The following is a 13878-nucleotide window of genomic DNA, read 5'->3' as shown; positions in this document are numbered from 1 at the left end:
AGTCTTCAATGATTTTTTTAGTCATTAAAAGTATAAGCTTTCACTTTTCCCTGGCAAACCCCAAACAGCAGGAACTTGTCAACTTGCACTACGCTGCGCACATCGCCCTTCAGATTGAAACCAGAACCCGGCTGGCTCACATAGGCAAATTCACCATTTCCCTTGCCTTTGAACAGCGCACCGTAATTGGCGTCAAATTTCCCTACACGCAGCTTGCTGTAGCTGTTGTTGCCACAAAGTAAAATGTCTTTCTTTCCATCAGCGTCATAATCGAACACGGTGATAGTGTGAACAGGTGAGTATTGCGCCTCAATGGGCAATGCTTTCTCGATAAACTTGCCACCAGATTGCCGGATAAAGGCAGAGGTCTTGGCAAAGTTGGCCTGCATATGACCGGCATTCTCAATCTCTTCCGGCGAGAAAATGTCAACCAACGTTACACCAGCATAGCTCTTGTAGCTGTTGAATTTTCGGCGAAACGAGCTGAGCTGGTCAAGCAACTCATCTCTGGTAGCACTTGGGTAGCTTTTGCCCTGCACGAAGTAGCAAAAAATGGGATCGACAGATCCGTTATTGTCAAAGTCGTCGAAGTAAATCTCTGCTGGCGTGGTTTCGGAGATGCCAAACTGCGTGTTTATCCCGACGTTACCCACCAGCAAATCGGCAACCTCGTCACCGTTAATGTCTGCTATGGTGAGCGTATTCCACCATCCCTTGTATGATTTGTCAAAGTACTTCTCCGTTGCGAGCAAAAAGCCATTGGCAGTATTTTCAAATACCGTGATGGGCAGCCATTCACCCACAATGATCAAGTCCTCCCTGCCGTCGCTGTTAATGTCAACCCAGGTGGCATCGGTGACCATACCCAATCTTTCGATGCCCGTTGCGAGCGAGGCTGTCTGATCAGAAAACTTACCTGCCCCGTTATTGATCAGCAGATAGCTTTGCGGAGCCTCAGGATACCTTCCAGGCACGACACGCCCGCCCACAAAAATGTCGTCGTCGCCATCTCCATCCACGTCAGCCACTGCCACTGTCGCATTGCTGCCGCCTACCTGGGGCAGGGCATCTTTGTCTTTTCTGAAATTGCCCTTTCCATCGTTGACGTATAACCGATCGAGGAGCTCTACATTATTTGATGTGAAAGTGTGGTATCCCCCACTGGCCACGTAAATATCAATATGACCGTCATTGTTGGCATCGAACATAGCGGCATCCGCATCCATGCTGGCACTGTCAAGGTCAAAAGCCGCTTGCGATTTTTTGCGAAAATTACCGCCTGCACTTTGCAGCCACAATTCGCCTGGCTGACCTACGCCTCCACCAACAAATAAATCTTCGAGGCCATCGCCATTTACATCCCCTATGGCCATAGCTGGCCCTCCAAAAGACAGTTGGTTGATCAGCAGCGTTTGCCTTTTAAAGTCGTTGGCATTAAGCGGCTTGTCCTGGTGATTGATTGGAGAGGTGGTCTCCACAAAAAGTGACTTTATGGCTTTGGCCGGCATCGAAGCTTCCGAGGCATCGCTCTCCGACAAAGTCAACACCTGATTGCCTGCAATGTTGGTAAGCACCTGCATCTTTCCTTCTGGCCAACGCACAATCAGCGTATCGACATTGGCAGCTTCCCCGAGCCCGAAATGAAGAACGGGCGACACAGACGACAGATAACCCCTGGCAGTTATTTGCTCCACCGACTGCTGTTTGCCCTTGATGGAAACGGTCACTTTTGCGCCTAATCCCTGGGTGTTGGGCGTTTCGCCCAGGAGCTTGATGTCGAGGTAATGGTTGTCAGGGTCTTTGTCAGCTTCATTTCGATAGATAAATGCAGGCTGGTTGATGTTGTTAACGATGATGTCGAGGTCGCCGTCGTTGTCAAGATCGGCATAGGCAGCCCCGTTGCTGTTAGACGGCCGGTTCAATCCCCATGCTTGCGTCTGGTTAGTGAAATTCAGCCCATCAACGTTTGAAAAAATATAGTTGACCACATTGGAGGCCGGCATGTGGCTGATGATTTCCAGCACATCCTCCCGCTGCAGTCTGCCCTTGCTCTTCACAAAGTCGTCCATGTATTTGATGAAATCCAGGTTGGTATAGTCCCTGAAATACCCATTGGTCACATGAAGGTCTTTCCAACCGTTGTTGTCAAAATCGGCTAACAGGGCTGCCCAACTCCAGTCGGTATTGGAAATGCCTGCAATTTGCCCCACCTCGCTGAAAGTGGGGTTCCCTGTAAGGTCATTTCCATTGCTCAACTGCAGCATGTTGCGCATGTACTGATAGTGAAAACCCGACCTGATATTCAATTCAAACTTGGAGTAGTTGTCAGGAGCGAGCAGTAACTTCTGACGGAAGTTATCCTCAGGCAGCATATCGAGGGTCACTATGTCGTTCCAGCCATCGTTGTTAATATCGGCCACATCGTTGCCCATCGAAAATTGGCTGTTGTGACCCACGCTTTCCTTCAGCTTATCGGTAAAGGTTCCGTTTCCATTGTTTATGTAAAGGAAATCGGGAACTGCATAGTCGTTGGAAATATAGATATCTGGCCAACCATCGTTGTTGATGTCGGAAATGCCAACGCCCAGCCCATAGGTGAGTGCCGAGCTGCTGATGCCTGCCGTGGCAGTCACATCATCAAAATGGCCGTTGGTTTGCCTGAAAAGCCTTACTCCCCTCAGCTCATCGTCTACCTTTAAGATTTCGGCCGTCTTCACTTCATTGAGAACAGGCATGGAACTCGGGTTGTGGTTGAGCAACAATGCATCAAGGTCACCATCCCTGTCGTAGTCGAAAAAGTAAATCTGGTTGCTGTAGCCTGCACTGGCCAGTCCAAGCTCCTTCGCCTGGTCTTCGAACGTGGGCATTCCGTTAGCATCGTTGCCCATATTGATGAACAACTGGTTTTGCCGACTTTCTTCCTTCATTTGGCCCGAGTAAGAAACATGAATATCCAGCTTGCCATCGCCATTCACATCAGCTATGGCTACGCCCGTCTTCCAGGGCCCTGGCCGACCGCCAACACCTGCCGCAGCAGTAATGTCTTTGAAACGCAGACCTCCCTCATTCAGGTAAAGCTTGCTTTCTCCCATATTAGAGGTGAAATAAAGGTCAATCAAGTCGTCACCATTGATGTCGCCCGCCGCTACGCCACCCCCGTTGTAGAAGTATTCGTACATGAGGATGTTGGTATTTAATCCTTCCTCAAGCTGGTTGATAAAATCTACTCCTGTTTCCTGCTGGGGAAGCAATTTGAAGAGAGGCGGAACATCAGACACTACGGGCTTCTTTGGCTCCTCCTTTACTTCGCTTTTGCAGCTTTGGAGTGCTACAGTAAAAATCGCCAATAGAAATAGAGTGGAGTTGTTAAGCATGTGGATCGGTCTTAAACAAAAATATAAAAACCTACACCGAAATACTCCGGCATAGGTTTTTAAAACTTAGATACAACTTACTGAAACTTTAGTATCCCGGATTCTGAACTAGTTTATCATTTCTGTTGATTTCTCCCCTGCTTATGGGGCGGAAATACATCTTATCCACCCAGGCACGGGTTTCATTTTCTGTATTAGCCTGCGGAGTATATGTGTAGTCATACACCGCCGGGTCGTAACGATACGGCACATGGGGTGTAGCCCCTGGTTTCAGGGTTGCCTCCACCTGGATGTCCTTGATACCCCTACCAAGCGTTGTTGGTGCAATCAACCACCTTCTGGCGTCGTGATACCGGTGTTCCTCATAGGCAAGTTCTACCCGCCTTTCGTTCCGATACCGATCTCTCAGGGCATCACCTGTGTCGGTCACGGCTGGCATGCCTACTCTGAAACGTATTTTGTTGAGCCAGTTCCTGGCTTCAGCCTCATCACCCAACTCTATAGACGCTTCAATGTAGTTTAGCACCATTTCGGTGTACCTGATAAATGGCCAGGGAACCACCTGAGCACCAGACTGGTTGTCAACCACTGCCGGATCAGAATCGATAAACTTTCTTACGTAGTAGTGAGTACGGCTACCATTCCAGTTCTCGATTGGAGACTCTCTGGTATCCACTCCGTTGATAATTCCGCCATCACCATCATCATAGTAACCCGTTTGGATCTGATCCACCGGATCAATGCCGGCTACGTCGGATGGTCTCGGCTTCCAGCCCGCTCCGTCGTACAAAACAGTGGCATACAATCTCGGGTCACGGTCGTCGTAGGGAGCACTCGCATGGGATGCATTATTCCAGTCAAACTTAGAGCCGTCCATCATTTCATAGTCATCTACCAGCTGCTGAATTGGGGTGTTACCGGCCCAGTTGTGATAGCCGTTCGGGCCATTATTGATGCCAAAATGGATGCCACCCAGGGGCCAGTTGTTTTCGACTGTGTACAAAGGAGTCTGCGTTCTCTGAAAAATCAACTCCACTGCTGCAGAAGCATCGGCAACCGCACTACCGCCACCGTAAGAAAGGGCTACATAGTTCGCTTTTCCCTGATCAGCAGAAACAGGTGCAGTAAGGTCTAGTTTGTAACCGCTTCCTGCATCCATCACTGCTTTGGCTGCCGCTCTCGCTGCTGTCCATCTGGCAGTTTGATCTCCACTGGTATAACCATGAAGGTCAGTAAGCCCAGACACTGAACCTGAGGCAGTAGGAATATCATGCAGATCGCTTGCTGCGTAGATCAATACCCTTGCCTTTAGGGCCATCGACGCAATCTTCGATGTTCTGCCGGGAGTTTCAGGTTTCCCATCAAGTAAGGTAATTGCCTGATCAAGGTCACCTACAATAAAGTCTACACATTCTGCAAATGAGCTTCTGGCGATGGTATAGTCCTCATCGAGACCATAAGGCCTATCGATAATAGGAACTCCGCCATAAAACCTCAACAACTGATGGTAGTAATAGGCCCTCAGAAAATACACCTCTCCCAGAAGCCTGTCCTTTAAGTCCTCGTTGTCGAAAGTCGAAATTGGGAGGTTCTCAATAGCCACATTGGCCTTTCTGATAGCCAGGTACATATTGTTCCACTCATACGTTGGACTCATCCAGGCCAGGTTGGCAGGGCTCTCAGCTCCTTCAGTGAAGGGATTGATATTTCTGCCAGCGTGCGTAAACATGGCTTCATCCGTGTAGGCAGCAAGCATCTGTTCTTCAAAGCCTCCATATCCCAGTGAGGCATAAACATTGTAAACAAATGCTTCAGCCAATGGGCCGTCGCTCCAGGTCAAGTCGCTGGAGATCTTATCAAGAGGCTCTGTATTCAAGAAATCGGTGTTGCATGCCATGGGAAGCATCATGCCCACAGCAAACACCCATATTGTTATCGTTATTCTTTTCATCATCATTCTCTTTAAAAGGTTAAACGAAGTCCGGTGTTGATTACCCTTGCCTGCGGATAGTAGGTACCGGCCTGATTGGTCGATTCGGGGTCAAATATTCCGTTTTTGTTCAGATACCCAAAGGTGATCAGGTTAAGGCCATTCACATACAAACGGAAGTTGCTGATGCCAATTCGCTCACCAATGCTTGATGGAAAATTATACCCGAGTTCGATATTCTTTAGTCTCAGGTAGTTCTTGTTAAGCAGGAAGTAAGTGTTATTCCCATAGTTTCCGCCAGTAAAGTAAGTGTCGCCCCTACTTGCCAATCTCGGGTCAGTACTGCTTGGATTGTCAATTGACCAGCGATTGTCATAGCTATACTTCAGGTAGTTACCAATATCTCCCGACTCTGTAGACAACCTCAGCATCGCTCCCATAGCCCCCTGGAACAATAGAGACAGGTCGAAATTCCTGTACTGGAAATTCATTGTTGCACCAAAGTTGAAAGTTGGCGTATTGGTTTTATCCAGCCTTGTCTGGTCATCGCCGTCTATTTTGCCGTCTCCGTTGATGTCCTTGAACTTCATATCACCAGGGATCAATTGAGGTGTTACTGCACTGTAGTCAAGGGTGTTGTCATTGATATCACTCAAATCCCGAAAAACTCCATCAGACTCATAAACTAAATACGCACCATATGGTTTTCCCTCCTGAAGCTGATAAGCTGGTGCCCCCGGGATTTCGTCCATGAATACCACCTTGTTTCGTGAGTAACCACCATTGATGCCAAACGAATAAGTCAAGCCACCTGCCACATTGTTGTATCCAACTGTGTACTCAAACCCTTTATTATCCACTTTTCCAGCATTTACCGGAGGGAGTAGGTCGGCAATACCTGAAGATGATGGTGTTGATCCAGTCTTCTGAATCAATATCTGATCTCTTTTATTATAGAAATACTCGAATGCAAAGGTCAGCGCTCCATTCAACATGGTTCCATCAAGTCCGATGTTCAGGTTGTTGGCTCTCTCCCAGGTAAAGCTAGGGTTAGCTAATTGTCTTTCAACAAGGGTCTTTACCACCTGACTATTAATAGGGTATTCACCAAATCCATAGGCATCGAGATAAGCAAACTCTTGAAGATTGCCGTTGAAGTACACCTGGTCGTTACCCATTTGACCGTACGAACCACGAATCTTCAGGAAGTTGATGAAGCTGATATTGTTCTGGAAAAAGTCTTCATTCGAAATATTCCAGCCCGCCAATACTCCGGGGAAAAAGCCAAATCTGTCCGACTCAGGGAAGATATACGAACCATCATATCTCCAGATAAACTCCGCCAGATACTTTTCTTTGTAGTTGTAAGCAGCTCTTCCGTAATTACCCAAACGAGCCCTTTCGTACCCCTCACTGCCAGTACTCTGCGCATCATTTCCACCAACAAATAGTTGATCAAGCGCAGGAGAAATGAAGTTTCTTCTGTAAGCTGAAAAGAAATCCCTCCGGAAGGATTCTTTAGTAATACCAGCCATCAAATTAATGGTGTGGTCATCAGCGAACGTCTTTTCGTACGCCAGCATACCCGTAATATTGGTATTAAGAATAGCCTCTTCCGACATATACAACCTCGGATCTGTAAACGTTGACCTCAGCGACTTTTGTAAATTGGAAGCGTTAGGTCCCGTTCCAGAACCATCCCAGGTATACAGGTACCATGGCGTCTGCCATCTTTTGTTTCTGTCGATTTGCTTGTCAACTGAGCCCTGCAACGTAAAAGTAAGCCCCTCTACCCATGGGTTAGTGATATCAACCCTTGAGTTGGTCTGAATATAATCGGTTGGGTTCTTTACATAACCAGTGGCATTGGTAGTAACCACGTATGGGTTTTGGCCATTTTCAATATCTGGACCAGGAAGGCCGTTGGGCCATACTTCAGGCTCGGTCGGGCGACCCCTCATCAACATTCTAAAAATTGATCCGGCTGACTCTGTAGGGAAGTTTCTCACTTCCTCTCTGAACATGATGCCTGTTTGCGTGCTGATATACTTATTGATCTTCGCATCAAGGTTCAGCCTGAGGTTGTACTGCTGGTAGTTAGTGGCAGAGTTCTTATAGTAGGCATCCTGATTTACAACACCAATAGAGGTAAGGTATTTGACATTTTCTGTCCCCCCGCTCACCTGAAGGTTGTGCCTGTTTTGTGGCGTCCAGGTTCTGAAAGCATCTCCAAACCAGTCGGTGTCAGGGTGGCCCCACGGATCAGAACCGTCCTTGTACTTTTGTACATCAGAAGGGCTGAATTGAGCACTTAGTGACGTTCCAGTCGAAGGAGAGGTAAAAGTCCCGCTTTGCTGAATTCCCTGCCACGCTGCCTCCCATTCACTTGCCGGAATCGACTTGTAGATGGGCAGCTGGTTCATGATTTCGGCGTACTCAGGAGCACTTGCCATGTCGGGAATTACCGTAGGCTGAGCCCAGCCCTGGTTAAAGTCATAAGAGACTGTTGGCTTTCCGGTTGTGCCCCTTTTGGTGGTTACGATAATGGCACCATTGGCAGCTCTTGCACCGTAAATTGCGGCGGCAGCATCTTTCAATACCGTAATAGATTCGACATCCTGAGGTGACAAACGACCCAGTCCACCATCCCTGTCAGGAATACCATCAATAACGATGAGGGGAGAACTGTTTCCTAAGGTGTTGATACCTCTGATATTGATTTGAGCACCATCGTTACCAGGCTCGCCGCTTGTTTGAATCACGACCAAACCAGGCAGACGGCCAGAAAGAGAGTTCGAAAGATCAACAGCAGGCGACTTTACAAGGTCAACTCCTTTGGCAGAAACGACTGATCCGGTAACAGTTACCTTCTTTTGTTCTCCGTAGCCAACAACTACTACCTCGCCAAGTGTTTTGGTGTCGGTAGCCAGGGTTACTGCAATGGACGACCTGCCACCTACGATTACTTCTTGCGTAGCAAAGCCAATAAAAGAAAATACCAGAACTGAATTTTCGTCTGTAACGCTCAACCTGTATCCACCGTCAGCGTCCGTGATAGTACCGTTGGTGGTTCCTTTCTCGACCACGTTCACACCGGGAAGTGATTGGCCATTTTCGTCCTTCACAGCACCTGATACTGTGAATTCAGGGTTCAGGATTTCATTTTCAGCAGATGCCTTCTCGGGGCCCCTAATTGTTTCAGGCTTATAGAGCGAAATCCTATCTGAAATAACTTCGTAGGAAATGTCGAGCGGCTGTAGCATTCCGTCAAGTACTTCACTCAACTTCTTGTTCTCAACATCAACGGACACCTTTTGCCTGTCTTTGATTCGCTTGGGGCTGTAAGCGAATTTTACGTTGGCAATTCTTTCAATTTCTGAAATGGCACTTTTAAGTTCGACATCCTCAGCTTTGAGAGATACCTCCTTGTCCAACAGTGCCTGGCCAATGAGCTCATTGGCCGACGAAATGGATGTTGACAATGCAACGACAACCATTTGGGTAACAAATATCTTCATGCCCTGAGAAAAGTACTTTCTCCTTGCATGAAGTAGGTTTAGTAGTTTCATAAGTATGTAAGTTTGTAGGGTAGTGCACTTTTTTTTAGCCCTTTTCTTTACCTCACGGATCCTCAAAAAGGGGCTGGCTCCAAAGGTACTCGTGGTACCAGAGGTCATTTTCTATGTAGATTTCTGTTTCATATAATTTATCTTTTTAGTTAATAATTGGTTTCTGGCAGCCTTCTCCATTCAGAAGAATTTTAGTGCCCATCACTTCGTACTCAACCCCAACCGACTTCCCGATCACAGATAATAGATCGTAAAGAGACATGTCGGACAGGTCTCCGGTGAAAGTACAGTTGCTGATTGATGCATTTTCCATCACAAACTCTATCGAGTAATTCTCCTCAAGTTTGGAGGCGATCTCGCTCAGGGTATTGTCTTCAAATACCAATAACTTGTTTTCTCTCGTTGGCACTTTTACCGGCCTGGGTTGTTCAACCAGTGAGGTAACCAGATGAGTTTCTTTGACAAAGAAGGTCGCCTTTTGGTTTCTGGTGAGGATAACACCTTTCTTCACCTTCTTCTGGTCGGTCTCATCGGTTTCGTCCTCTTCCGACTCGTAAACCGACACTCTTCCCGACACCACATTTACTTCGATTGTAGAAGCATTTTCAGGTGCCACCATGCTGAAACTTGTGCCCAGCACCCTGGTAACGATATTGCCGCTGTATACAAAAAACGGTCGGTCAGGGTTTCTGATCACATCAAAAAATGCCTCGCCTACAAGGTTTACCTCCCTCTTCTTTCCCGAAAATTGCCTGGCGTAGCTGATCTTGCTTTCTCCTTTTAGTATCACCTGGGTGCCATCTGGAAGCCAAACCTCCCTGGTACCTTTCGAATTATTCTCAACTACAACCTCATCACTAACGGGTAGAGTAGCGACAGCAATAGTTTCAAGTTCTCCCTGAGACAGCTGTTGGTAGGCAACAAAAGAGGCGATCATCAACAGAAGCGAAGCAGCCACTCTGAATATCAACTGCCGACCCCGAAAGGCAGACTCGCTCCCTCCCTGTTCCCTGGCCGCCAGAATTCTCGCAAGTATTCTGTCCTTTATTTCAATTTTCTCAGATTCGCTCAAATCAATGTCGTTACTACTTATATCTTCAAACCACCTTTCTACTTCAAGCCTTTCAACCTCAGAGCTACTGTCTTTCAAATAGCGTTTTAGCAATTGTTCAAGTTCTTTTTGTTTCATTTTCATGGCGCACGCCCGGCATCAAAAAAGGATATACTAATTGTTTAAATATTGTCCACGCCTACCAACTAGACGGGCAACTCCCTGTTTTTCCTAAAAGGGAGGGGAAAATAATTGAGATTTATTGTGTTCGCTGGATTGAAGTCGCAATAATGGGGTGAGTTCTCTGGCAAAGCCTAGCCCAGAAAAATAAGCAGCAGACTAAAAATAATACTCTTCAAATAGAGGCGCATGACCTTCAGAGATTTTGTCAGGTGGTACTGAACCGCCTTTTCCGAAATTTTGAGTTTTTGTGCAATTTCTTCCACCGGTGAATGGTCAAGCCGATTCATCCTAAAAATACATCTTGACTTTTCGGGCAGCTGAGTAAGCCCTTCTTCTATCTGCTTCGAAAGATCACTTACCGCCATCATGCGATCTGTGTTATTCTCGTTGACAGGAGGCGAAACTTTAAGGTAGTCGAGATATTTATTCCTTACTACCTGGCTGTGGATATAGTCGATTGCGCTGTTCCGAATGGAAGAGTGCAAATAAGCTTCGATCTGCTTTATATGCAGCAAATCTCTTTTGTCCCAAAATTTAAGAAACAGGTTCTGAACAAGGTCTTCAGACACCTCCTTGTTTCGTGTGCTTTTGTAGGCTATTAAAAAAATCCTATTCCAAAACCGTTCGTATATGACGATGAATGCGTCTTTTTCTCCCCTCTGGAAAGCCTCCAGAAGTTCGTTATCATTGGCATAGCTAGACGAAAGCACTTTCATTTTCAAGTAGGTAGAACTCTGCAATGTTAGTAAAACTCGTTATAAATCCAAGTTTGGGCAGTCCAAGACTAGATTAAATATAACAAATATGGTAGTGAAATGTAAGCGCAATGGAGCATAAATGTTTATTGTACTTCTGGCAAAAATTTGGGAGAATACTCGCCCCTCCTCATTTAAAAGTTCTATTACGCTCGCCTTGGTTCCTAAAAAACTGAATGATATTCAAAGAAGAAATTCTTTGATCTGATTTGGGTTGAAGAGCGTCTCCCAGAAAAATTCGTACGCCCTTCATCTTTTCACCATATTTTAACTAGCTTTATTATTCCCAAAAACACTGTCTATGAAGCCCCTAAGCACTCCCCTGGAAGCATCCATCATTAAAAAAGTTGATCGTCGCTCTTTTCTGAAAATTAGCGGCATCAGCGCCACAGGCATCATTATAGGAATGCAGATGGGGTGCTCTCCTTCGAAAAAGAAAGATAGTGGCATTCCTTTCTCCCCCAATGTTTACCTGACGGTGAACAGTGATGGCACGGTGACTATAGTGGCGCACAGGTCGGAGATGGGAACCGGTATTCGTACGGGATTGCCTCTTGTGGTAGCCGACGAGCTGGAAGCCGACTGGAGCAAAGTGAAGGTGGTGCAGGCCATTGGAGACGAAGCCCGGTACGGGAACCAAAATACAGACGGGTCGTTTTCGGTGCGAATGTTTTTTGAGCCAATGCGCAAAGCAGGAGCCTCAGCCCGAATGATGCTGGAGCAGGCCGCCGCCAACGAGTGGGGGGTGCCTGTTGGGGAATGTAAGGCAAAAAACGGCGAAGTGGTGCATGAAGGTAGTGGCAAAAAGTTGGGCTTTGGCGAGTTAACAGAAGCAGCCTCAAAACTGGAAATGCCAGCCGAAGACAAAATCACCCTAAAGAAAAAGTCAGAGTGGAAATACATCGGTAAGTCTACACCAATAGTAGACATTGAAGACATTATTACTGGCAGGGGCGGGTTTGGCCTGGACAAAAAGGTAGCTGGCATGAAATATGCCACGGTACTCCGTTGCCCGGTGGCTGGAGGAAAGGTAAAAGCCTTCAATGCAGACAAAGCCATGCAGGTAGCCGGCGTGCAAAAGGTATTTGAAATGCCTTTCACTGCTTTCCCGGGCGGAATAAACGCTCCTTTGGGTGGCCTTCTTGTGGTTGCTGACAACACCTGGGCGGCCATTAAAGGGCGGGATGCGCTGGAAGTAGAATGGGACTTTGGCCCCAATGCCAAATACAGCACAGCCGACTATTTTAAAGATATGCTGGGCAGGGTCAAAAACAAAGGCCAGGTACACAGAGAGGAAGGCTCGGTGGAGACATCCTTTAAAAATGCGGCGAAAACCATAGATTCAACCTACCTGATACCCCATCTTTCTCATGCACCCATGGAACCGCCGTGTGCCGTAGCTCATTTTAAAGATGGAAAGTGTGAAGTGTGGGCTCCCACCCAAAACCCCCAGGGGGCTAACGATGCTTTGGCTGAGGCGTTGAAAATAGACAAAGCCAATGTCACAGTAAATGTCACATTACTTGGGGGCGGTTTTGGTCGGAAATCAAAGCCTGACTTTATCGTGGAAGCTGCGCTGGCCTCGCAAATGAGTGGCTTTCCCGTCAAAATCATTTGGACAAGAGAAGACGATATTCAGCACGACTTCTTCCACGCCTGTAGCGTTCAGCGGATCAAGGTAGCGCTAGACAATAACAAGAAAGTGACGGGATGGGAGCATCACAGTGTTTTCCCACCCATTGGTGGTACTTTCTCACCAGATGCAACCGGCCCAAGTTTTGATGAGCTCCAGCTCGGCATGGTCGACATGCCTTTTGATATTCCCAACATCTCGTGCCAGTCGCATGAAGCAAAGGCCATGACCCGTATTGGCTGGCTCAGGTCGGTCAGCAATATCCAGCATGCTTTTGCCATTGGCAGCATGGTGGATGAAATTGCCACGGTCAGGCAAATGGATCCGGTGGAAAACCTGCTGGACTTGATAGGGTCAGACAGGGAAATCCCTTTTGACAAGCTGATGGAAGGCTTTGGCAACTATGGCGAGCCTGTTGAGAAGTTTCCGATGAAAACGGCCCGCCTCAAAAAAGTGGTTAAGCTCGCTGCGGAAAAGTCGGGATGGGGAAAAGAACTGCCCAAAGGCCACGGAATGGGAATTTGTGCGCATCGCAGCTTCCTTACCTATGTGGCCTGCGTGGTGCATGTGGCGGTTGACGAGAGTGGCAAGCTCACCATTCCGGAAGTGCACTTCGCTGTTGACTGCGGCATTGTTGTGAACCAAAACTCCGTGAAAAACCAGTTTGAAGGAGGTGGAACGTTTGCCTCCAGTCTTGCCCTGAAAGGGGGCATTTCTTTCAAGGATGGCCAAACAATCGCTAAAAACTTCGACCAATTTGAAGTAGCCCGCATGCAGGACGCCGCCAAAGAGATATTTGTTCACCTGGTAGAAAGTGACGAAAAGCCAACAGGTGTCGGCGAACCGCCAGTCCCACCTTTTGCACCTGCCCTGGCCAATGCAGTTTTTGCGGCTACAGGAAAGAGAAGCAAAGAGCTGCCCATCAAGATGACCTAGCCAGTTACTTGATGTCGCTTGCAAACACCAACAGGTATCCGTTGAGGTCACGGATGCCAAATTCCCGTTTGCCATAGAAGGTGTCTTTTAGTGGCATAAAAAGCTCCACCTTTCCCTCTACCTCCCGAAACAGTGCAGCGGCATCGTCCACCTCTATGAATAGCGACAGACTGCCGCCGGTTTTTTCAGTATTGAAACCCGGTAGATCTTCGCCAATGCTTTCAGCGGTCTGAAACATGAGCTGCACCGCTCCATGCATCACCATGCCCCATTGAAGGTCTCCGCTCGGGGCAGGCACGCTCGGCCCCTCCGTAAAGCCAAAAATTGTCGAATAGTAAGCCATGGACTCCTCCACACTTGCGACCATCATGTTTGGTGAAAGCTGTTGAAATTTTTGCATATTCTAATGGTTTTAATGTGGCCACAAGTTAGGGCTAGCCAGCTCAT

The 13878-nt window shown here is 47.4% G+C and carries 7 protein-coding genes; 1 reads left to right on the top strand and 6 read right to left on the bottom strand.

Annotation, left to right across the window (positions count from 1 at the left end):
• Positions 1-17: 17 nt before the first annotated feature.
• The 5 genes from RIF36_RS18715 to RIF36_RS18695 form a co-directional block, all read right to left on the bottom strand.
• Complete coding sequence (locus RIF36_RS18715) at positions 18-3374, bottom strand: VCBS repeat-containing protein (RefSeq protein ID WP_350127103.1); 3357 nt, start codon at positions 3372-3374, stop codon at positions 18-20.
• Positions 3375-3462: 88 nt separating this feature from the next.
• Complete coding sequence (locus RIF36_RS18710; RefSeq protein WP_350078760.1) at positions 3463-5325, bottom strand: RagB/SusD family nutrient uptake outer membrane protein; 1863 nt, start codon at positions 5323-5325, stop codon at positions 3463-3465.
• An 11-nt stretch (positions 5326-5336) separates the two neighbouring features.
• Positions 5337-8873, bottom strand: coding sequence for a TonB-dependent receptor (locus RIF36_RS18705; protein WP_350127100.1), 3537 nt, complete (start codon positions 8871-8873; stop codon positions 5337-5339).
• Positions 8874-9018: 145 nt separating this feature from the next.
• Positions 9019-10062 carry a FecR family protein gene (locus RIF36_RS18700; RefSeq protein WP_350127097.1) on the bottom strand — a complete coding sequence of 348 codons (1044 nt, stop codon included), beginning with the start codon at positions 10060-10062 and terminating at the stop codon, positions 9019-9021.
• A 176-nt stretch (positions 10063-10238) separates the two neighbouring features.
• Positions 10239-10823: an RNA polymerase sigma-70 factor gene (locus RIF36_RS18695; RefSeq protein WP_350127094.1), complete on the bottom strand. Its 585-nt coding sequence runs from the start codon at positions 10821-10823 to the stop codon at positions 10239-10241.
• Between the two features lie 340 nt (positions 10824-11163).
• Here RIF36_RS18695 and RIF36_RS18690 point away from each other — a divergent pair, with 340 nt between their 5' ends.
• Positions 11164-13431 (top strand): xanthine dehydrogenase family protein molybdopterin-binding subunit, encoded by a 2268-nt coding sequence (locus RIF36_RS18690; protein WP_350127091.1) that lies wholly within the window; start codon positions 11164-11166, stop codon positions 13429-13431.
• A 4-nt stretch (positions 13432-13435) separates the two neighbouring features.
• Here the strand turns inward: RIF36_RS18690 and RIF36_RS18685 are convergent, their stop codons facing one another.
• Entirely contained in the window at positions 13436-13831 is a 396-nt protein-coding gene (locus tag RIF36_RS18685; protein ID WP_350127089.1) for a VOC family protein, read from the bottom strand.
• Between the last annotated feature and the right edge of the window lie 47 nt (positions 13832-13878).

Origin of the sequence: Imperialibacter sp. (assembly GCF_040222815.1) — a bacterium.
Classification (GTDB): Bacteria; Bacteroidota; Bacteroidia; order Cytophagales; family Cyclobacteriaceae; genus Imperialibacter.
Note: the sequence above shows the minus strand (reverse complement) of the source record. Positions and strands in the feature narration are given on the sequence as shown.